Source organism: Candidatus Methylomirabilota bacterium (genome assembly GCA_036002485.1).
Taxonomy (GTDB): Bacteria; Methylomirabilota; Methylomirabilia; order Rokubacteriales; family CSP1-6; genus AR37.
In genome coordinates this window covers 17,929-38,844 of the sequence record DASYTI010000109.1, presented here as the reverse complement: position 1 = coordinate 38,844, position 20,916 = coordinate 17,929, and the positions used below count along the sequence as shown (strand labels likewise).

General features: G+C 67.6%; 17 protein-coding genes. 7 read left to right on the top strand and 10 right to left on the bottom strand.

Going from position 1 to position 20,916, the window contains the following annotated elements:
• Window positions 1-82 precede the first annotated feature (82 nt).
• Window positions 83-1,795 (bottom strand): ABC transporter ATP-binding protein/permease, encoded by a 1,713-nt coding sequence (locus VGT00_11525; protein HEV8532039.1) that lies wholly within the window; start codon window positions 1,793-1,795, stop codon window positions 83-85.
• 181 nt (window positions 1,796-1,976) lie between these two features.
• Between VGT00_11525 and VGT00_11520 the strand changes: the two genes are divergently transcribed.
• The 6 genes from VGT00_11520 (at window position 1,977) to VGT00_11495 (ending at window position 10,130) form a co-directional block, all read left to right on the top strand.
• On the top strand, window positions 1,977-2,735 hold the full coding sequence (locus tag VGT00_11520) for a hypothetical protein (protein HEV8532038.1): 759 nt from the start codon (window positions 1,977-1,979) through the stop codon (window positions 2,733-2,735).
• A 41-nt stretch (window positions 2,736-2,776) separates the two neighbouring features.
• Window positions 2,777-3,235 carry a hypothetical protein gene (locus VGT00_11515; GenBank protein HEV8532037.1) on the top strand — a complete coding sequence of 153 codons (459 nt, stop codon included), beginning with the start codon at window positions 2,777-2,779 and terminating at the stop codon, window positions 3,233-3,235.
• A 247-nt stretch (window positions 3,236-3,482) separates the two neighbouring features.
• The gene (locus VGT00_11510; GenBank protein HEV8532036.1) at window positions 3,483-4,652 is read left to right on the top strand and encodes a hypothetical protein; all 1,170 of its coding nucleotides are present in this window, start codon (window positions 3,483-3,485) and stop codon (window positions 4,650-4,652) included.
• 395 nt (window positions 4,653-5,047) lie between these two features.
• The gene (locus tag VGT00_11505) at window positions 5,048-7,582 is read left to right on the top strand and encodes a glycosyltransferase (GenBank protein HEV8532035.1); all 2,535 of its coding nucleotides are present in this window, start codon (window positions 5,048-5,050) and stop codon (window positions 7,580-7,582) included.
• On the top strand, window positions 7,579-9,363 hold the full coding sequence (locus VGT00_11500; protein HEV8532034.1) for an ABC transporter ATP-binding protein: 1,785 nt from the start codon (window positions 7,579-7,581) through the stop codon (window positions 9,361-9,363). The genes VGT00_11505 and VGT00_11500 overlap by 4 nt, the downstream gene beginning before the upstream one ends.
• 74 nt (window positions 9,364-9,437) lie before the next feature.
• The gene (locus VGT00_11495; GenBank protein ID HEV8532033.1) at window positions 9,438-10,130 is read left to right on the top strand and encodes an SUMF1/EgtB/PvdO family nonheme iron enzyme; all 693 of its coding nucleotides are present in this window, start codon (window positions 9,438-9,440) and stop codon (window positions 10,128-10,130) included.
• Here VGT00_11495 and VGT00_11490 read toward each other — a convergent pair whose 3' ends face one another.
• The 9 genes from VGT00_11490 to VGT00_11450 form a co-directional block, all read right to left on the bottom strand.
• Window positions 10,131-10,442, bottom strand: coding sequence for a hypothetical protein (locus tag VGT00_11490; GenBank protein ID HEV8532032.1), 312 nt, complete (start codon window positions 10,440-10,442; stop codon window positions 10,131-10,133).
• Window positions 10,443-10,504: 62 nt separating this feature from the next.
• Window positions 10,505-10,894 carry a Rid family detoxifying hydrolase gene (locus tag VGT00_11485; GenBank protein ID HEV8532031.1) on the bottom strand — a complete coding sequence of 130 codons (390 nt, stop codon included), beginning with the start codon at window positions 10,892-10,894 and terminating at the stop codon, window positions 10,505-10,507.
• Between the two features lie 14 nt (window positions 10,895-10,908).
• The gene (locus tag VGT00_11480) at window positions 10,909-11,421 is read right to left on the bottom strand and encodes a DinB family protein (GenBank protein ID HEV8532030.1); all 513 of its coding nucleotides are present in this window, start codon (window positions 11,419-11,421) and stop codon (window positions 10,909-10,911) included.
• On the bottom strand, window positions 11,418-12,779 hold the full coding sequence (locus VGT00_11475; GenBank protein ID HEV8532029.1) for a hypothetical protein: 1,362 nt from the start codon (window positions 12,777-12,779) through the stop codon (window positions 11,418-11,420). The genes VGT00_11480 and VGT00_11475 overlap by 4 nt, the downstream gene beginning before the upstream one ends.
• Before the next feature lie 4 nt (window positions 12,780-12,783).
• A complete protein-coding gene (locus VGT00_11470; GenBank protein ID HEV8532028.1) occupies window positions 12,784-13,572 on the bottom strand; it encodes an enoyl-CoA hydratase in 789 nt (262 codons plus the stop codon).
• 259 nt (window positions 13,573-13,831) lie between these two features.
• The gene (gene pyk / locus VGT00_11465; protein HEV8532027.1) at window positions 13,832-15,250 is read right to left on the bottom strand and encodes a pyruvate kinase; all 1,419 of its coding nucleotides are present in this window, start codon (window positions 15,248-15,250) and stop codon (window positions 13,832-13,834) included.
• 122 nt (window positions 15,251-15,372) lie between these two features.
• Window positions 15,373-18,153, bottom strand: a complete 2,781-nt coding sequence (gene uvrA / locus VGT00_11460) for an excinuclease ABC subunit UvrA (GenBank protein ID HEV8532026.1) — start codon at window positions 18,151-18,153, stop codon at window positions 15,373-15,375.
• Between the two features lie 12 nt (window positions 18,154-18,165).
• Entirely contained in the window at window positions 18,166-19,665 is a 1,500-nt protein-coding gene (locus VGT00_11455) for a hypothetical protein (GenBank protein ID HEV8532025.1), read from the bottom strand.
• A complete protein-coding gene (locus VGT00_11450; protein HEV8532024.1) occupies window positions 19,662-19,838 on the bottom strand; it encodes a hypothetical protein in 177 nt (58 codons plus the stop codon). Before VGT00_11450 ends, VGT00_11455 begins: the two co-directional genes overlap by 4 nt.
• A 259-nt stretch (window positions 19,839-20,097) precedes the next feature.
• Here VGT00_11450 and VGT00_11445 point away from each other — a divergent pair, with 259 nt between their 5' ends.
• The gene (locus VGT00_11445) at window positions 20,098-20,799 is read left to right on the top strand and encodes a PIG-L deacetylase family protein (protein HEV8532023.1); all 702 of its coding nucleotides are present in this window, start codon (window positions 20,098-20,100) and stop codon (window positions 20,797-20,799) included.
• Window positions 20,800-20,916: the final 117 nt, after the last annotated feature.

Below are 20,916 nucleotides of genomic sequence, written 5' to 3'. Positions count from 1 at the left end.
CCTCCAGCCTCCTCACATTCACGAAAGCGTCAACTTGGCTGATGTGCAGAAACCCGTGGATCTTACGTGCCATCGACCTCGCTCATCGAGGATCCGATTCGGGCGCGGCCGTCACGTCCACGATGGAGGCGGGACCGCTCGTGGCAGGCTGCACCTCGAGCCGGCGGGCGTGGAACGGGCGCAGTGTCGCCCGATGGCCCACGCTGAACAGAGTCGTCCCCGCGAGCCGCTCGCGCACCAGTCGATAGAGGCGCCCCTCCGTGGCCTCGTCCACCGCCGAGGTCGCCTCGTCGAGAAAGAGCCAGTCCGGCTTCTGGACCAAGGCCCGTGCGATGGCGATACGCTGCTGCTCCCCGGGGGAGAGCTTGAGCGTCCAGTGGCTGGCCTCGTCCAGCCGCCCGGCCAGGTCCGCCAGCCCCACTGCCTCGAGCGCCTCGCGCAGCGTCGCGTCGTCCACACCATCAGCCGGCAGCGGATAGCTCACCACGCTGCGGAGCGTGCCGATCGGCAGATACGGTCGCTGCGGAAGAAAGAGGACCCGGGCCTTCCGCGACGCGCGGATCTCGCCGCGCCCGAACGGCCAGATTCCGGCAATGGCACGGAAGAGCGTGCTCTTCCCTGAACCCGAGGGGCCATCCAGAAGCACGCTGTCTCCGCGCAGGAGCGAGAGATTCACATTCGCCATGAGCGGCTTGCCGTCGGGCAGATTGAGATCCACGTCTTTCACGGTCAGCTTTGTGTCATCTCCATCGGCGTGGCGGACCCCGGCGATGGCGGTCTCGCTGTGTACGCGCTCGAGCGTGCGCTCGAAGCCGGCCAGCCGCTCCACCACCGAGCACCAGGCCGCGATCTCCTTGTAGGACACGACGAAAAAGCTGAGGGCATCCTGGACCTGGTTGAAGGCCCCGACCGTCTGCATGAGTCCTCCGAGGCCGAGCTCGCCGCGGAAGTAGCGCGGCGCCGCGACGACGGACGGGACGATCCACGCCCCTTGCGAGTAGCCGGCGGTGAAGGAGGTCAACCGCCTCTGCCGGCGCATGATTCCCCACCAGTTGCGCACCACCGCTTCGAACAGCTCGCGGAACCCCCGGAACTCGTCGGCCTCGCCGCGGTAGAGGGCCACCCCCTCGCTGTTCTCCCGGAAGCGGACCAAGCTGAACCGGAAGTCGGCTTCATACCGCTGTCGATCGAAGTTCAGACGTATGAGGGGACGGCCGATCCAGTCGGTCAGCCAGGTGCCGCCAAGGGCGTACAGGAGAGACACCCATACCATGTAGCCGGGCAGGACGAAAGTGAGTCCGCCGACCGAGACGGTCAGCGTTCCGGAGAGGCCCCAGAGGATTGCCACGAACGTGGCCAGGCTGACGACCGCGCGCAGGCCTCCGATGAAGAGCGCGAGGGCGTGTGAGATGAGAAGCTGAACGTCTTCGGCAATGCGCTGGTCGGGATTGTCGATCTCGCGTGTCACAAGCTGCATACGATAATAGGCGCCGTCGGCCAGCCAGGCGCGGAGGTAGCGCTCGGTGAGCCAGCGACGCCAGCGGATCTCGAGCATCTGATTCAGATAGAGTTGGTAGACCGCCAACACGATGAACACACCCACGAGCCAGACGACCTGAACCAGCTGCCGGCGGAACGCGGTGGCGTTCTTTTCCTGGAGGGCGCTGAAGAAGTCGTTGTTCCACTGATTCAGGAGGACACTGAGATAGACCATCCCGAGCGTCAGCGCCACGACCACGAGCAGGAGCCCCCGGGCCGGCCAGCGATCCTCCGAGAACCAGTACGGGCGGATCATTCTCCATGCGTCAGGAAGGGTTCGGCGGAGGCGACCTACGGCCGGATCTGTAGGACCATCGGGGGTAGAGAACGGCGCTTCGAGTGTCGGCACTGCAGGCATGATTCTGGGATGCTACAACTGTTTCGCGACAGAGACCACAGCACTCCGAAGTGATAGAGTCCGATCGGAGGACTTGACGATGCCTCACCTGCTGCTCGTTCTGAGTCTGGCGGTGGTGGTGGTCGGTTGTGCGAGCCACTCGCTCGTGCCAAAGGAGCAGGCAGTAGCGATCAAGAATCGAGATCGAGCTCTGGCACCGCACTCCGCGGCTATCCAGGACACCATGCGGCAATCGGGCAACGTGGGTGCGCTGGCCTTTCTCGATGGCAGGGATGGCCACCTGGTTGTCCTGCCCGGCGACAGCCCGGCGGAGGCCTGGGCACGGTACATCGCGTCCCCTGCCGGCGGCCCGAGCGGCCGCGTGTCCGTGCCGCCGGTGGTCAGCTTCGTGCATAGAGCGGACGTGCCCAGGGCGCCCGAGAGCGTCACCTACAGCTTCCTTCAACAGCAAGAGACCCTCCGGACTACGCTCGCCGCGCTCGACACCGAACTCCGCAAGCTCTCCGATTCGGTCGTGTCGACCAGACAGGAGACGCAGACCTCGATCGCGACCGCCCGAGAGAACATGCAGAAGGCCTTGGACTCCTTGGCAGAGGATCTGGCGGCGGCGCGAAAATTCATGCTTCAGACCGCGCAGCTGGCGCGGCTGAATCACGAGATGAACGTCGAGAACGCGAATGGGATACGGAAGGCCGCGGCGGCCAGCCAGGAAGTGAGCGCGAATTCAGCCAAGCTGGCCGACACCATGCGCCAGCTGTCGGACAGTCTCGCCAGTCAGCTCAAAGAGCTTGCGGCCCGGCTCGATGCGATACAGAACACGATCAGTAACGTCAAGTGAACACCCGCCCGCGACGTCTCCACGCCACGATGTCCTTCCTCTTGCTGTCGCTGGGCCCGAGCCTGGCCTGGGCCGGACCCAGCGAGTGGGAGAGTGGTGGCACGGGCAAGAGGCTGGCGGAGATAACCGAGAAGGCGAGCACTGACCGCCGGGCATTGGCCGAGCTGTACCGGATGCAGGAGGGGTACGTCGCCCGCATCGCTGGCGAGTGGCGCCATGGGGCGGAACGCAAGAAGCTGCAAGAAGCCAGCAGCCTGCTGCAGAGGAACACCGAGCGAATCAACTCCTCCTTGACGACGGCGACCGAGACCGCCGAGGCGATGTCAATCCGGATACGGCAGTCCGGGGTGCTCGAGAAGGTGGCGCAGCTGGAGACCGGCGCGAAAGAAGCGGCAGCGCGGCTCGCCGGCCGCTGGGAGCGCGAGCGGGCCGCGCGGGAGCGAGAACGCGAGCAGCGAGAGCGAGAAGCAGGTGAGCGCGCGCGGGAGCAGCGACGCTGAAAGGAGGGCAACGCCAGAGATCCCCGACCTCTCGGATCCCCGTTGTCTGGACGAAGTGGGGGGATTCATGTGCCACGAAACATATCGGCGGAATCGCTTCGGAGGCTCTTACCACGCCGAGCGGCTGGCGCACTCGCCTCTCCTGCGCGATGGCGGCGCTCACGTGTTCATCGGCCGGACAGAGCACGACCTGCTCGACCTTCTGGCCGCAGGTTGCTGAGGCTCACGGGGAGAGGCCCTGACCGCGATGGCCCGCATCGTCATGAACACGTATATGGTGCGATACCCGTTGGGCGGCAACCTGTCCTGGGCACTTCAGTGGATCGTCGGCCTCCGACGACTCGGCCACGACGTGTACGTCGTGGAAAAGAGCGGCTATCCGAATGCGTGCTTCGACCTGGCACGGGGGCTGATGAGCGATGACTGCACGTACGGCGTCGGCATCGTGCGCACCGTGCTGGCCCGTGTGGGCTTGCAGGAACGCTGGTGCTATGTGGATGCGCACGGCGAGTACCATGGCCTGTCGTGCCAACGGGTCGAGGCGGTGATCGCCTCGGCGGACCTGTTCCTCGACATGGGTACGCACGGCGTGGACGCCGACGGGAGTTGGTTGGACGAGGCGGCCAATGCCGGGCTGCGCGTGCTGGTGGCGACCGAGCCGGGCCTGACCCAGATGCGGATGGCCCTCAAGCTGGCGACCGGTCAGGCCTTGCCTCAGTATGACATCTACTACACGACCGGCCTGAATGTCGGTACCGCGGCGAGCAGCGCGCCCACGGCCGGGCGGCGATGGCGCCCGATCCTCGACCCGGTGGTCGTCGAGCTGTTCGCCTGCCACCCGCGGCCGGCCCAGGCCCCGTTCACCACGGTGATGAATTGGCAGTCGATGTCCCCGGTGACGTTCGAGGGCGTCGAGTACGGCCAGAAGGATCGCGAGTTTCCGAAGTTCATCGACCTGCCGAGGCACACTCGCGTGCCGTTGGAGCTCGCGATGGCAGGAAGACACGCGCCCACCGATCAGCTCCGAGCGGCGGGGTGGCGGATCCGGGACGCGCTTCAGGCCACCGTCTCCGTCGAGGCATACCTCGCCTACATTGCCGCGTCGCAGGGTGAATTCGGCATCAGCAAGCATGCGTGCGTCGCGACGAATGTCGGGTGGTTCAGCGAGCGGAGCGCGGCGTATCTAGCCAGCGGTCGCCCCGTCGTGGTGCAAGAGACCGGCTTCAGTCGCCACCTTCCGTGTGGACGCGGGCTCTTTGCCGTGCGCACGGTGGAGGAGGCAGCGGCGGCCCTCGATGAGATCGACGCCGATTGGCAGCGCCATGCGCGCTGGGCGCGCGAACTGGCGCGCGAGTACCTGGATGCCCGAACCGTGCTGGGGCGGATGCTGGAGGACCTGGCTGTGGCGAGGCCGTGAGGTCGGCCGACCGCCTACCGGAGATAGCCGCCGCCGTCTCCTGCGATCCCGGACGGTCCCCATGGGGTTCCTCCCGAGCCGATCTAGAGGTCACCATCGCTGCTGCTGCCGCGAGGAAACGGGGCGCCGTGGCGAGTGCTTTCGTGTAAAAACTTCCACGGCCGTGCGTAGTCCGGATGCCGCCACTCGCTGTCGAAGCGAGCTCCCCAGCGCCATTCATCGATTAAAGCCTGAATGAGATGGAATTGACGCCCGTCTGACTACGGCGAACCATGGCACACCAGTTGCTGACCCATTTCCACCCAATTAGAAGTACTCACCCTGATTCTTCCTAGGAGGATCTCGTCGTGCAGCCTCGCTCCATCGCTATCCCGCAGTCCGCGGGAGGCCACGGCATGCCGGAACGGCGCGGCAAGCTCGAGGCACGCGGAAAATTTTTCTTCTCCGGCGCCGAGAAGATTCTACTCAAGGGCGTGACGTACGGGCCGTTCGCGCCCGATGCCTTCGGCACCCAGTTCCACAGCCCACAGGCCGTTGCCGCGGATCTGGACCTCATGGTCGAGCTCGGCGCGAACACTCTGCGGACCTTCACGGTTCCGCCGCCCTGGCTGCTCGATCTGGCGGGAGAGCGCAACCTGCGCGTGCTCGCGGGGATTCCCTGGGCGGAGCACGTCTGCTTTCTCGACTCGAGAGAGCTGACCCAGGGCATCCGGCACGCGGTCGCCGGGGCGGCGAGAGCGTGCGGCGGGCATCCGGCCATGGCGGCCTATCTCGTGGGAAACGAGATCCCCCCGGACATCGTACGCTGGTACGGCGCGCGGCGGGTCAGCGCCTTCCTGCGGGAGCTGGTGGACATCACCAAGAGCATCGATCCGGTCACGCTCGTCGGGTATGCCAACTTTCCCTCCACCGAATACCTGCAGACCGACTTCACTGACTTCCTTGCCTTCAACATCTATCTTCACCGCGAGGAGGACCTCCGGCGGTATCTCTACCGGCTGCATACGCTGGCGGGAGACCGACCGCTCGTCCTCACCGAGTTCGGTATGGACTCCCTCCGCGAGGGGGAGCAGAGGCAAGCGGCCACGCTGTCCTGGCAGGTGCGGACAGCCCTCGAGATGGGGGTGGCGGGGACGTGCATCTTCTCGTTCACGGACGAGTGGTTCACCGGCGGGGAGGAGGTTCGGGACTGGGGGTTCGGGGTGGTTGACCGTGAGCGTCGCAAAAAGCCTGCCTTCATGGCGGTGCAGCGCTCGTACGACACCACCGAGCTTCCCGCCCTCTCCGACTATCCGAAGGTGTCCGTGGTGGTCTGCGCGTACAACGCCGAGAGCACGATGGCCGCCTGTCTCGATTCGCTGCGCGACCTTCGCTATCCCGCCTATGAAGTCGTCGTGGTCGATGACGGCTCCACGGACCGCACGGGACGCATCGCCGACGAGTACGAGGACTTCCGCGTGGTCCATCAGGAGAACAAGGGCCTGAGCGCCGCGCGGAACGTCGGCATCGCGGCCTCTACCGGCGACATCATCGCCTTCACCGATTCAGACTGCGTCGTGGATCCGGATTGGCTGCACTATCTGGCCGCCACTTTTCTCGCCTCGGGGGAAGCGGCGGTCGGCGGACCCAACTTGGCGCCGCCCGAAGATTCCCTGGTGGCGAGCTGCGTGGCCGCCTCGCCGGGGGGGCCCCTGCACGTGCTGCTGAACGACGAGGAGGCCGAGCACATCCCGGGCTGCAACATGGCCTTCCGTCGGGAGGTGCTCGAGGAGATCGGCGGTTTCGATCCCCTCTACCGCGCCGCGGGCGACGACGTGGATGTGTGCTGGCGCCTCCAGGAGCGTGGCTACCGCATCGCGTTCAGCCCGGCGGCCATGGTGTGGCATTTCCGGCGTAACACCGTGAATGCCTACGTCGGGCAGCAGCGGGGCTATGGCAAGGCCGAGGGCCTCCTCTACTTCAAACACCCACAGCGCTTCAATGCCCTCGGCTACTCGCGGTGGCGCGGTCGGATCTACGGGGGCATCTACTCCCTGTTCACCTCGCTGTTCTCGCTGCGGCGTCCGGTGGTCTACGGTGGCGTCTTCGGGCGCGGTCTGTTTCAGACCCTCTATCAGCCGCCGTCCAGCTTCTTCTCCTACCTGCCGTTCACCCTGGAGTGGAACGTGGTGGCCGCCGTGCTCTTCGCCTACGCGCTCCTCCGGGGTGGGGGGGCCTGGCTGGGCACGATCCCGTTGCTACTGACCTGGACGTGCTGCCTGACCGCGGCGATGCGCGCTCGCGTGGATGCGCGCGCGGACAGCCTTCGCGGCCGCCTGCTCATCGCGTTGCTCACCTACCTGGGCCCTCTTCTGCGCTGCCTGGAACGCTACCGCTGGCTGGCCCGCGGGCTGTCGGCCGTCGAGCCGGTCCGATATGAGGGCCGGGCCAGCGAGCTGGCGGTCTCGTGGTGGAAGGGCACGCGGTCGACGGCCTTCTGGACGGAAGACGGGCTGGAAAAGGAAGTGCTCTTGCAAGGTCTCCAGGGCGTCGTCGCGGCGCGCAAGTACATCGTCGTGGTCGATCGCGGATGGAGCGAGTGGGACCTCGAGGTATACGGCGGCCTCTGGTCGAGAGGACGCGTCAAGGTGGCCACGGAGTATCACGGCGCAGGACGGCACGTTCTGCGCGCGAAGTGCGCTTTGCGCAGTTCGCTCTTCACCCAGCTGGGAGCGGCCGGACTCGCGCTGGCCGGCATCCTCGGCGTGGCGCTCGGATGGACGCCCCTGCTCCTGGCTGCCCTGGGGGCCGCTGCCATCAGCGCGGGGGCCTTCGCGCGGGAGGCGCTGAGTCTCGCCTGGACGATCGAGCGTGACCTGACCGCCGTGGCCCGGCGCGCCAGGCTGCACTATGCGCCGCCACTGCGGGCAAGCGAGGTTGACGGAAGGTGAGAGAATTCGCGATCCGGGTCCTCTCCTATCTCCCGCCATACCGTCAGAGTCTCCTCTGGGCGCTCGTCCAGGTGCTCCTGATCAGCGCCTTGGAGATGCTCAAGCCGTGGCCGCTCAAGATCATCATCGACTCGGTGCTGGGAGGGCAGTCATTGCCCTGGGGGTGGCCCGCAGGCTGGTCAACTGAGACCTTGCTGCTCGCGGCGTGCGTGGCGCTGGTGCTCACCTACGCCGCGCTGGCTGCCCTCGCGGTTCTGAACAACTACACCACGATCAGCGTTGGCCAGCGCATGGTCAGCAAGCTCCGCAGCGACCTCTATGGCCATCTGCACCGGCTCTCCCTGGCCTTCCACAGCCGCGCGCAAGTCGGTGACCTCATCTACCGCGTCACCGCCGATACCTTCGGGCTCCAGAGCCTGACCATGAACTGTCTGTTCCCCGCCGTGTCCGCCCTGATGCTCCTGGCCGGCATGGGCCTCATCATGTTCCGGCTCGACTGGAAGCTGACGCTGGTCGCTCTCGGGGTCTGCCCGGCCCTGCTCATCGTCATCGCGCGGCTCAATTCCAGCATCTCCCGGCTCGCGAGCGACGTGCGGCGGCGCGAAAGCGAGGTCTATGCCGTCGTCCAGCAGAGCATGTCCATGATGCGGGTGATCCAGGCCTTCACGCGCGAGGACGACGAGCACCGGCGGTTCATGGACGCGAGCGGGCAGAGCCTCGCCGCGGGCCTGCGGCTCTACACGCTCCAGACGGTGTACTCGGGCGTGGTAAACGTGATCATCGCCCTCGGCACCGCGGCCGTGGTGTGGATGGGGGCCCGGCACGTCCACGACGGTTCGCTCAGCATAGGCACGCTGGTGATCTTCATCTCGTACCTGGCCTCGCTCTACGGCCCGATCAACAGCATGTTCCAGAGCTACGGGCTTGCCCAGGGATCCCGGGCCGCCGTGCAGCGTGTCTTCGACGTGCTCGACCTCGAGGGGTATCTCAAGGATAGCCGGCGCGAGATCCCGCCGAAGAGTGCGCGGGGCGAGGTGGCATGGGAAGACGTCTCCTTCGGCTACGTGCCGGGTCATCTTGTGCTGAGCGGCGTAACCCTCCGCGTGCGGCCGGGACAGAAAGTAGCCGTGGTCGGCCCGACCGGCGCCGGCAAGTCCACGCTCCTGAGCCTGCTGCCACGCTTTTACGATCCGTGGGCGGGACGCGTCCTCGTGGACGGAGTCGACGCGCGGGAATACCGACTCGCCTCGCTCCGTCGGCAAGTCGCCATGGTGCTGCAGCCGCCCTTGGTGTTCAACGCGAGCGTGCACGACAATATCGCCTTCGGTCGCTCGGACGCCCGGCGCGAGGAGATCGTGGCCTCCGCCCAGCTGGCCGGCATCGATGAGACGATCATGAGACTCCCCGAGGGTTACGACACCATCGTGGGCGAGCAAGGTATCACACTCTCAGAGGGCGAAAAGCAGCGCCTCACCATCGCGCGCGCCATTCTCCGGGACTCGCCCATCCTGATCCTCGACGAGCCTACCTCTGCGCTGGACTCCGAAACCGAGGCCCTCATCATGCAGGGCTTGGAGCGCCTGACGACCGGCCGCACCACGTTCATCATCGCGCACCGGCTGGCCACCGTCCGGAAGGCCGATCTGATCGTGGTCCTGCGCGACGGCCGCATCGTCGAACAGGGCAACTTCGAGACCCTCATGGACATCCCCGGTGCCTTCGCGTCGCTCTATCGCCTGCAGGCTGGCGCCCGGCACGAGGACCCCCTTGCCATCTCGTAAACGGATCCTCGTGCTCCTCCGGGCGGGCCAGTATCCTCTGGGCGGCAGCGGCTGGTCGAGGCGGCTGTCGGCCCTTGGACGAGATCACTATACTGGCCTGCATGGACCTCGTGACGATTCCCGAAGGCTGGTTCTGGATGGGCTGGGAGGAGGGCCATCCGGCCGAGCGGCCGCGGCACCGGCTCTGGGTCGACACCTTCGCCATTGCACGCGCTCCCGTCACCAATGCTCAGTGGGCTCGTTTCCTGGAGGCGGCCGACGTCCCTCCCCCACCCTGGTGGGAAGATTCGCGCTTTGCCGATCCCGAGCAGCCGGTGGTCGGCATCAACTGGTTCGAGGCCTCCCTCTATTGCGAGTGGCTCACGAGCGAAGGGCCGGGCCGGTTCCGGCTCCCACGCGAAGCTGAATGGGAAAAGGCCGCGCGCGGCGGGCTCGACGGCGCGCGGTTTCCGTGGGGCAGCGAGCGTCCCGCGGTGAGCGGCTTCGACAGACCGCCGCGGGCCACGGAGACGCCTCCCAACCCGCGGGGGCTCGTGGCCCTCTCGGGCGTCTGCCACGAGTGGTGCCTCGACTGGGAACAGGAAGACTACTATGCGCGGTCATCCGAGCGGAACCCGGAGGGACCGCCCCACGGCTCGCGCCGCGTCTCCCGCGGCGGCGCCTGGCGACATCAGGATCCGTGGAGCCCCGTGGCCCATCGGTCGTCCCTGCCTCCGGCGCTTCGCTACTCAGACTACGGCTTCAGGGTAGTCCGGGTCGAGGGCTGACTACAGGCGGGAGCGAACGTCGTCGATATCGCGGCGAAGCTCGTGGAAGGCCGTGCGGAAGATGGAGTGAGTCCCGGCGAACCTCTCCTCCATCTCAGTCTTGACGCTGGCCTCGACTCGGTCCATGCGTTCAGTCGTCGCGGCCACGCCCTCGGCCACCGACCGGATGTCCTGGCGAAGAGACTCAGCCACGACATCGAAGTGCCGCCGCGTCTCCGCGGCGGTGTCCCGCACCTCCTGCCGGAGATCGACAATCTCGTGCCGGAGACTCCCGAGAGCCTGATCGAGGTAGGCGCGGGTCTCTCCATCCATGACCGCACTCTAGCTGACAGGCCGTGGGGGCTTCAAGCGTGTCCGAAAGGACACACGCCAGCTCACAGATGGGCAATGGCCTCGATCTCGACGAGGGCATTCGCGGGCAGCTTCGCGGCCTGCACGGTCGAGCGCGCGGGCGGCATGTCCCCCGCGTAGCGCTTGTAGACCTCGTTCATCTCGGCGAAGTCCTCGATGCGCGCAAGGAAGACCGTGGTCTTGACGAGATAGTCGAGCCGGCTGCCCGCGGCCTCGAGGATCGCCTTGAGATTGGCGAAGATTTGCTCGGTCTGCTCGGCGGCGGTGCTCCCGGTGGGCGCCGTCTCCCCGGGCTTGAGCGCGATCTGACCCGAGATGAAGACGAGATTGTCCACGCGAATAGCCTGGGAATACGGCGCGCCCTGAAGCGGCGCGGGCGCCTTGTCGGTACGGATCAGGTATTTCTTGGCCATGGGATTCTCCGCGACTAGCAGAGGTTGACGGGCAGGGGGAGCCCCACGAAGGCAGCGGTGGGCAGGGGCTCAGGGGGCGTCAGGCCGAGAGCGGCGATCATGGCATGGAGTTGTTGCAGATGCTGCGCGGCGTGCCCGGTGGTTCGCTCGAGGAGTCGGTGACCCGACTGCGGGCCGTCGTAGACATCGATCGCCCGCGCGTATTCGCGAGGCGCGGCGCCCTCGAACCAGCCCGAGATGCGCCCGCGCACGAGCGCCCCGTAGCGAGCGATCGACGGCCCGTCGACGAGATCCGGTGGTGCCTGCTCTCGCAGCCACGCCTCCGGCAGGGCGCCCATGTCCATCCCGTCGACGTAGGCCAGGCCAAGCCTGAAGACGTGAAAAGCCAGGTCGCGCACGGTGCGGTCCCGCTCCGGCGGCTTGTAGTCGAGGGCACGGATGGGTAACGACGCGATCAGACGCTCGGTGTTGGCCAGGATGCGGTCGAGCCGCGCGCCCAGCTCCAGGGGCGGCAGCGGGGGCGTCATCGGCCGCCCTCCGGCTTGATGGACAGGAAGACGTGGAGCGCGCGCCGGTCGGCCACCACGAGGTCGAGGAGGCCGTCACCGTCCAGATCCGCCACGAGGAGATTGGACTGGATCGGGCCCCCGAGCTGAAGGCCCCATCGTTCCTCCCACCGAGTCCCCGAGAGCTCGAGCGCCACGAGAACTTCCCGGCTCTGACGCGGCACGATGATCTGGAGGCGGCCGCCGCCGCTCATGTTGGCGATGGCCGCCTGGTCCTGATTGCGAGAGCCGACGGCGTGGGACGAATAACCCAGGGCCTTGGCCGACGGGATGAGAAACGCGGCGCGGCGGTGATAGGCCACGAGCACCCCGGTGAGGTGCGGGGTGTTCACGGCGACGAGCTCGGGGATGCCGTCACCCGAGAGGTCCGCGGCGCCGATGACGTGGACCCAGCGATTCTTCTGGCCGAACACCGGCCCTTCCGCCAGGAATTCGAGGCCGGCGTCGCGCCAGCCCAGCACGAGGATCGCGGAGCCCTGGCGCGGTGCGCTCTTGACCACCACCACGCCGGGCCGGCGCCCCTCGCCGATCGGGAGGACCATGGGGATCAGATCTTCCAGCACGGCAGGCTCCGGCACGACGTAGCGCCCGCGGATCGAGAGCGCGTTCGAGGCCACGGCAATGACGGTCACCGACGTCGCTTCGAGCTTGTGGCCAAGCACGCCGTGTGGATAGCGGTCCGTGGGATCGGTCAGCACGAGGGCATGAAGCTCCCCCGAGCCGTCCAGGCTGCCGAGAGTAATGCGCGCGTCCGGCAGCGCCCGGACCTCTACGCGCGCGACCACCCGGGGCGCCGAAAGCAAGCCGCCGATGAGCACGACCGCCCCGTCGGCCGCCACGGCGACCAGATCGTCCCAGCCCTTGCCGTCCAGCACCACCGGCACCGGGAAAGTCAGCCGGGACAGCGGGGCGCCCACGTCGAAGGCCCGCAAAGCGCCGTCCTGCCAGACGAGAAGCAGACCCTCGCGCGAGACGCACACGACCCCGGCGCGCCCGTCTCCCAGCGAGACGGCCACGGGCGGGCCGTCGGGGCTTGCCGCCTCCCCATAGCGACCGATGATGCTGAGGCTCGCCTGCGCGATCTCGAAGATCCAGAGGGTGCCGTTGGCATCGATGGCCGCGAGCCTTCGCGGCGGCATGAACACCACCCAGCGGAACGGGGACTCGGCGGGAGTGGAGATCACGACCACTCGGGGGAAGGTTCCCTGCCCGGCCGCGACACGATTGGCCGTGGCCGCCCCATAGGAGAACCGCCAGGCCAGGGCAGGCGCGGCGAGAGCCACCACGAGAAGTGAGGCGAGCAGCGAACGGGCGAGCACGCTCCTAGCGGCCGTGGAAGGCGACGGATTGCTTCTTGGCGAAAGCCGCCACGCCGTTCCGGAAATCCTCCGTGTGTCCACACTGGACGATGGCCTGGGTCTCGAGCTCCATCTGCGTCTCCAGGCTCTCCTGGGTGGACTGGTGGAAGAGAAGCTTGGCCCGGCCAAAGGCGAGCGTCGGTCCCTGGGCGAGCTCGCGCGCGAGGGCACCGACCGCTCCGGAGAACTCCGCGTCCGGGTGCACGCGGTTCACAAGCCCCCACTCCATAGCCTCCCGCGCCGAGAGCACCCGGTTGGTGTAGTGGAGCTCGAGGGCGCGCCGGAGCCCGATCAGCCTCGGAAGAAAATAGGAAGACGAGCCATCGGGGGAGGCGGCGATCTTGGAATATGCCATGGTGAACCGCGCCGACTCCGCGGCCACCACGAGATCGCCGGCCAGGGCCAGGCTCATGCCACCCCCCGCGGCGACCCCGTTGACGGCCATGATGACGGGCTTGGCGGTGCGGGCAAGGCGCGAGACGGAGCCATGCAAATACGTCGTCAGCTCCTTGATCACGATGCCGATGCGGTCCGGGTTGTCATTGAAGTTCTTGACGTCTCCGCCCGCGCAGAAGGCCCGGCCTGCGCCGGTGATGACGATGCAACGGACGGCCCCGTCCTCGTCGGCCTCGAGGATCGCGTGAAACAGCTCGCGGCCGAGGGCGAGGTTCAGCGCGTTGTAGACATCCGGCCGATTGAGGGTGATGGTCGCGATCGCGTCCGCGACCTCATAGCGTATCGTCTCGTAGCCCATGACGCTCTCCTCTCGACCCCGACGGCCCTGGATCGCCCTCAGAGTGCCGGGCCAGATGGCGAGCCACCTCCACTCAGCTCTCGCCTCAGGGCTGCGCCCTTCAGCTCGAATAGCCACGCCCGAGGGAGGCAGCAGCCCGAGGCGTACCTGTATGTACGTTGAGGGCTGCTGCCGACCGAGAACGTGGCCCTTCGAACCGAGCGGCTCTGCCGCGAGGCGAGGGCTGAGTGGATCTGGCTCGTCATATGGCCCGGCACTCCTACCGGCGCTCGCCCACTCGATGCAGCTTGAGCAAGTTCGTTGTCCCCGTCACCCACATGGGCCCGCCCGAGATGATCACGAGCACGTCACCGTTGCGCACGGTGCCATCCTCGAGCAGGGTGCTCTCGACCTCCTGTAGCATCTCGTCCGTGGTATCCACCTTGCGGACGAGTCGGGCGCCCACGCCCCAGTAGAGTCCCAGACGCCGCTGAATCTCTGTGAAGGGCGTGAGCGCCACCACGGGAACGTGGGGCCGCTGGGAGGAGATGAGGCGCGCGCTGAACCCCGACTGGGTGAAGGCGACGATGGCCTTGGCCCGAAGCACCTCGGCGGCGCGGCAGGCGGCCTCGGCCACCGCCTCCGGAAAGCCATAGGCCTCGGGGCGCGGGGCGGGCAGGGCGGACCGTGGCAGCTCGCGCTCGATCCGAGCGGCCACACGGGACATGACCTCGACCGCCTCCACGGGGTGCTGGCCCGAGGCGGTCTCCGCGGAGAGCATGATGGCGTCCGCGCCCTCGAAGATGGCCGTGGCGACGTCCGACACCTCGGCCCGGGTGGGCCGCAGGTAGGTGACCATGGACTCGAGCATCTGCGTCGCCACGATGACGGGCACCTTGGCCAGCCGCGCCTGGCGGATCACGTCGCGCTGGATGATCGGCACCTCCTCGAGCGGCACCTCGACGCCGAGGTCGCCGCGGGCGACCATGACGGCGTCCACGAGAGCCAGGATGCCGGGAAGGTTGGCCACCACCTCGGCTCGCTCGAGCTTGGCGATGATCGGCACGCTCGCCCCGCGATCCAGGAGGAACTTGCGGACCTCTTGAATGTCGGCAGCCGAGCGCACGAAGGACACGGCGACGTAGTCCACGCCATGCGCGACACCGAAGCGCAGGTCCTCGCGGTCCTTGTCGGTGAGACACGACACGGGCAGGGGCATCCCGGGCACCGCCACGCCCTTGTGGTCGGACACGACCCCGCCCGCGGTGACGCGGCATACGGCCGTGCGGCCGTCCGTCCGCTCCACGGTCAGCTGGATCATGCCGTCGTCCATCCACAGCTGATCGCCGGGCTTGAGGGCGGCGATCAGCTCCGGATGATCGAGCGAGGCACGCTCGGACGTGCCGGGCACCGGCTCGGCGGTGAGGGTGAACAGCTCCCCCGTCAGGAGCATGGCGCGCCCGCCGATGAAATTCCCGAGCCTCACCTTGGGCCCTTGCAGGTCCTGGATGATGGTCACGGGGCGCGCCCACTCGGTCTCCCCCTCGCGGAGGGCGCGGATGACGGCCTCGTGTTCCTCATGGGTGCCGTGCGAGAAATTCAGCCGCGCCACGTCCATGCCCGCCTCCACGAGCTTGCGCAGCATGGCCGGGTTCCGGCTGGCCGGTCCGATGGTGCAGATGATGCGTGTGCGTCTCATTTCATTCAGCTCTCGCGATCAATCCAGCCCTGATCAACTCAGCTCTCGCCTCAGAGCTTCGCTCTTCAGCTCGAACAGCCACGCCGCTGATCGACTCGGGCCTCGCCTCAGGGCTACGCCCTTCAGCTCGAACGGCCACGGAGGACTTTCTGGAGGACCTGGCCGGTGAAGGACTTGCTCGCCTGGCGGCAGACGTCCTCAGGCGTGCCCGTGGCCACCACGCGGCCGCCCTCGTTGCCGCCCTCGGGTCCGAGATCGACGATCCAGTCCGCCGTCTTGATGACGTCCACGTTGTGCTCGATGATCACCACGGTATTGCCCTGGTCCACGAGCTGGTTGAGGACTTCCAGGAGTCGCCGGATATCCGCGAAATGCAGACCGGTGGTGGGCTCGTCCAGGATGTAGAGGGTCCGGCCGGTGGCCCGGCGGCTGAGCTCCGTGGCCAGCTTGACGCGCTGAGCCTCGCCCCCTGACAGCGTGGTCGCCGACTGGCCGAGGCGGATATAGTCGAGACCCACGTCGTGGAGCGTCCGGAGCTTCTGCTTGATGGAGGGCACGGGCTCGAAGAACCCGAGCGCCTCCGCCACCGTCATGGCGAGCACCTCGGCGATGTTCCGGCCCTTGTAGCGCACCTCGAGCGTCTCCCGGTTGTAGCGCTTGCCCTTGCACACCTCGCAGGTGACGTAGACGTCCGGAAGGAAATGCATCTCGATCTTGACGAGCCCATCGCCCTGACAGGCCTCGCAGCGGCCGCCCTTGACGTTGAATGAGAAGCGTCCCGGCTGGTACCCGCGCATCCGCGCGTCCGAGGTCCTGGCCATGAGGGTCCGGATCAGGGTGAACACGCCGGTGTAGGTCGCGGGATTCGAGCGCGGCGGTCGGCCGATGGGGGACTGATCGATGTCGATGACCTTGTCGAGGTGCTGGGCCCCCTCGATGCGGTCGTGCTCGCCGGGACGATCTTGCGCGCGGTGGAGCATCTGGGCCAGGGCCCGGTACAGGATGTCGTTGACCAGGGTGGACTTGCCCGAGCCCGAGACGCCCGTCACCGCCGTGAAGGTCCCGAGGGGGAGCTTGACCGCCATGCCCTTGAGATTGTGCTCGCGCGGGTTGTGAATGATGACGTGCTTGCCGTTGGGGGAGCGACGCGTGGCGGGCACGGCGATCTTCTCGGCGCCCGAGAGGAACTTGCCCGTGAGGGAGGCGGGATGGGCGGCGATCTCCCCCGGGGTCCCCACGGCGACCACGTGGCCACCCAGCTCTCCCGCCCCGGGCCCCAGGTCGACCACGAAGTCCGCCGCGCGGATGGTCTCCTCGTCATGCTCGACCACCAGCACCGTATTGCCGAGGTCGCGCAGCCGCTTGAGGGTGTCGAGGAGCCGCGTATTGTCGCGCTGGTGCAGCCCGATGCTGGGCTCGTCGAGGATGTAGAGCACGCCGACGAGGCTCGAGCCGATCTGGGTGGCCAGCCGGATGCGCTGCCCCTCGCCCCCCGACAAGCTCGCGGCCGGGCGGTCGAGCGTGAGGTAGTCCAGACCCACGTGGGCGAGAAAGCCCAGCCGCTCCTTGATCTCCTTGAGCACGCGACGGGCGATCTGGGCATCCCGCTCGGAAAGGGTCAGGGTGTCGAAGAACTGCCGCGCCGCCTTGATAGGGAAGCGCACCACGTCGGCGATGGACCGCCCGGCGATCTTGACGGCCAGCGTCTCCGGCCGGAGGCGCGAGCCCTGGCACGTGGGACAGTCGCGCAAGGCCATGAAGCGCTCCAGGTCCTGCCGGATCTCCGGCGACAGCGTCTCCTTGTAGCGCCGCTCCAGGATGGCCACGGCGCCTTCGAAGCCATCGCCCGGCTCGCCGTGCAGGATGATGTCGCGGGTCTTCTTGGGCAGCTTCCCCCAGGGGGTCTCGAGGTCGAATTTGTACCGCCGCGCCAGCACCTGGAGCGTTTGCTTGAAGGTCGAGCCGCCCGTCCCCACCCAGGGCACCAGGGCGCCCTCCTTGAGCGAGCGGTGCGCGTTGGGTACGACGAGGGCGGGATCGATCTCGTAGCGCGATCCGATCCCCCCGCAATCGGGGCACGCCCCATAGGGATTGTTGAAAGAAAACATGCGCGGCGACACCTCGGGAAAGGACACCCCACAGGCCGCGCAGGCCAGCCGCTCCGAGAAGAGGAACGAGGGCCCCTCCACGACCTCGACCTGCACGACCCCGTCGGCCAGGCGCAGCGCCGTCTCCAGCGAATCGTTGAGCCGCGAGCCCAGATTGTCCCGGATGACCAGCCGATCCACCACGACTTCGATGGTGTGCTTCTTGGTCTTGGCGAGCTCGATCTCCTCCGACAGCTCCCGAAACTGGCCGTTCACGCGCACGCGGACATAGCCCTGGCGCCGGAGGTCGAAGAAGAGCTTGCGGTATTCGCCCTTGCGTCCGCGCACGACGGGGGCCAGCACGAGCAGGCGCGTCCCCGGGGACAACCCCATGACCCGGTCGACCATCTGCTGAACCGTCTGGGCCGAGATGACGGCGCCGCAGCTCGGGCAGTGTGGCACCCCGATCCTGGCGAAGAGCACGCGCAGATAATCGTAGATCTCCGTCACCGTCCCCACCGTCGAGCGCGGATTCTTCGAGGTGGTCTTCTGCTCTATCGAGATGGCGGGCGACAGGCCCTCGATGGAGTCCACATCGGGTTTCTCCATCTGCTCGAGGAACTGCCGCGCGTAGGCAGAGAGCGATTCGACGTACCGCCGCTGGCCCTCGGCGTAGATGGTGTCGAAGGCGAGCGAGGACTTGCCCGAGCCGGAGAGCCCCGTGAGGACCACGAGCTGATCACGGGGAATCTCGAGATCGATGGACTTGAGGTTGTGCTCGCGCGCGCCGCGGATGACTATCCGGTCGTTGGCCATGGACGACCCATTCTAGCCCGGGCCGGCGCGGCGGGCGAGCCAGAGCACGAGAGCGGCGGCCGGCGCGGCCGCCACCACCGGAAAGGCCAGGACGAGGCTGGGCCAGCCATCCCCCGACCCTGCCCCCAACCCTGTCCCCAACCCTGTCCAATGTCCCGCCGTGGTAAGCGCTCCGAACACGCCGAGCCCGACGAGACCGGCCACGATCCCCACGGCGGGCTGGTTCTCGCGCGGCGACCAGAGGAGAGCCGGGCCGAGCGCCGATCCCGCAAGGCCCAGGGCCCACAGCGTGAGCAGCCAGGGGTCGGCAGGCCAGAGGCTCGCCAGGGCGGCCGCGCCAAGGATGGCTGACCAGAGACCGAGGTCGTGGCCGATCTCACCGCCCCCCGTGACGTCGAGCGCGCCGAGGCGCTCACGCAATGCCACCGTCGAGGCGAGGAAGCTCAAGAGCCCCGCCATGGGCAGGAGCGCCGGGAGCACCCGATGCCCCGCGGCCGCGCTCGAGGCCAGCGGCGGTGGACGCATGAGGCGCTCGATGCTCACCCCTCCCAGGAAGATATCCGGCGCTCCCAGAGCACAGTAGATCGCCCAGCCCAGACCCCAGGCAAAGGTCACCACGAGACAGGCTCCGCACAGCGCCATCTGCCGTCGCGACAGGCGGTCCGGGATGCCGAAGCCCAGGAGCCCCGAGGCCCCGGCGATGACGGTGACGAGAAGCCCCCACCGGCGCCACCCATCGCCGCGCCGGCCGTCGGCCCAGGCTATCCCGGAGCGGGGCGCCCCCGGCACCGCCTTGCCTGCCTCGAAGCGGAGCCGCGCTCCCGGTGTCCAGGTCAGCTCATCGCCTGGACGCACCATGACGGACTGTCCCGCCTGAAGCTCCCAGTCGGTGTCGAACACGCGAGAGCCGTCGCGGGCGCGCACGTGAAGCGTGGCGGGCGTGACCGCGACCACGCGGTGCTCTTCCTCGAAGAGGAGCACGCTCGGCCCGCGGGTAGGGCGGACCTCGCGACCGTCCGTCGCCCACGGACTCTCGGCGGGGAAGCGGAAGGCCGGCTGCGAGGCAAGACGCACCCAGGCGCCGAGCGGACCGATGTGGGCGTCGCGGGCCAGCACGGACAGCGGCAGCAGCGCGGCTACGAGCGCCGTCCCCAGCAGCCAGGGCAGAAGGCGGCCGGCCCCGCGCCAGAGCACGAGGAGCCACGCTCCGCCCGCCGCCGCGGCAATGCCCTGCCATCGAGGCACGCCCAGCCAGGACGCCGCATCGGCGGCGAGGGCGAGATTGGCCCAGAGCATGAGGCCGACGACGAGGAGCAGGGCCACGACAGGGAAGAGCGTATCGCGGCCGCCGGGAACCGCCCGCGCGCCTCTCGTGCGCAGGACGAGGAGCGGGGCCACCACGAAGAGAAGACCGGCCCAGACGCCGTCGGGCCCACCCTCCACGACAAGCGTGGGCACGGCAAGCCACACCACCGGCGTCAGCCACAGGGCCAGGATGCGGGCCGTGGTCAACGGTGCAGCACCACCGCCACCAGCCACGCCAGCGCGGGGGCGACGAAGGCGCCATACCACCAGAGAATAGAGACTCCCGCCACCCGGATCATCCCCGCGTCCGACGGGAGTGCCGCGATGATCGGGAAGCCGGCCAGCAAGAGCAGGAGCAAGGCCGAGCGCGCGGGTCTCACGGCAGGCCGCATTATAGCGAATCGGGTTAGAATGACCGAGGCCCTGAACCCGATCTCGAGGAGTGCTCAAGAACTCGCAGGCGGCTCAAAAAGGTCCAGATGCGGCGCCCCGCAGTTCGAGTTACGCTCCGGCCATCGGTCGACGCGAGACGAGGGCTGAGTGGATCCGCAGGTGAGGCGTACTCTCTGTACGTTGAACCTGCGGCCGAGGGCGCCAACGAAGCAGATGGGCCTTTTTCAGCCGCCTGCAGGAGAGAACATGACCGAGCGAATCCAACATGTCCTGGTTGTTACGGCGCATCCCGACGACTCCGAGTTCGGAGCGGGCGGCACCGTGGCCGCCCTCACGCGCGAAGGCAAGACCGTCACCTATTGCATTCTCACCAACGGCAACAAGGGCTCGAGCGACCGCACCATGACGCCGGAGCGGCTGGTCAAGATCCGTGAGGAGGAGCAGCGGAACGCGGCCAGGGTGCTGGGCGTGGAGACGATCGACTTTCTCGGATTTCCCGACTGCGAGCTCGAGAACACGAGGGAAACGCGCCTGGCCGTCACGGGCGCCATCCGGCGTCATCGGCCGGACCTGATCATCTGCCAGAACCCGAACCGTACGAAGAATTTCGGTGTGTCGCACCGTGATCACCGGGTGGCTGCTGACATTCTCCTGGACTGCGTCTATCCGCTCGCGCGTGACTACATGGCCTTTCCCGAGCTCCTGGCCCAGGGCCTGGAGCCGCACAAGGTCAAGGAAGTGCACATGATGTGGTGGGACGATCCCGAGATCGTGGTCGACATCTCGGAGACCATCGACCTCAAGATCAAGGCCCTCCTGTGCCATGTCAGCCAGATCAAGGACGTGGCGGGCATGGAGAAGCGCGTCCGCGAGCGCAATGCCGAGCTCGGCAAGAGCAAGGGCTATGTGTTCGCCGAGACCTTCGATCGCGTCGTGATCGATCGCTAGCCGTCTCGTACTTCAATAGAGGTGCCCTCACCGCGGAGGACATCCCGGATGGCCGAACCGTGGCAGTTCGAGCTGAGCGGCGAAGCCGCGAGGCGAGGCCCGAGGTGGCAGTTCGAG

Coding starts and splice junctions, on each gene's coding strand:
- uvrA (HEV8532026.1), bottom strand. CDS start 18,153: ATGGCCAACGACCGGATAGTCATCCGCGGCGCGCGCGAGCACAACCTC.
- VGT00_11445 (HEV8532023.1), top strand. CDS start 20,098: ATGACCGAGCGAATCCAACATGTCCTGGTTGTTACGGCGCATCCCGAC.
- VGT00_11485 (HEV8532031.1), bottom strand. CDS start 10,894: ATGGCCAAGAAATACCTGATCCGTACCGACAAGGCGCCCGCGCCGCTT.
- VGT00_11525 (HEV8532039.1), bottom strand. CDS start 1,795: ATGATCCGCCCGTACTGGTTCTCGGAGGATCGCTGGCCGGCCCGGGGG.
- pyk (HEV8532027.1), bottom strand. CDS start 15,250: ATGAGACGCACACGCATCATCTGCACCATCGGACCGGCCAGCCGGAAC.
- VGT00_11510 (HEV8532036.1), top strand. CDS start 3,483: ATGGCCCGCATCGTCATGAACACGTATATGGTGCGATACCCGTTGGGC.
- VGT00_11480 (HEV8532030.1), bottom strand. CDS start 11,421: ATGACGCCCCCGCTGCCGCCCCTGGAGCTGGGCGCGCGGCTCGACCGC.
- VGT00_11490 (HEV8532032.1), bottom strand. CDS start 10,442: ATGGATGGAGAGACCCGCGCCTACCTCGATCAGGCTCTCGGGAGTCTC.
- VGT00_11470 (HEV8532028.1), bottom strand. CDS start 13,572: ATGGGCTACGAGACGATACGCTATGAGGTCGCGGACGCGATCGCGACC.
- VGT00_11520 (HEV8532038.1), top strand. CDS start 1,977: ATGCCTCACCTGCTGCTCGTTCTGAGTCTGGCGGTGGTGGTGGTCGGT.
- VGT00_11505 (HEV8532035.1), top strand. CDS start 5,048: ATGCCGGAACGGCGCGGCAAGCTCGAGGCACGCGGAAAATTTTTCTTC.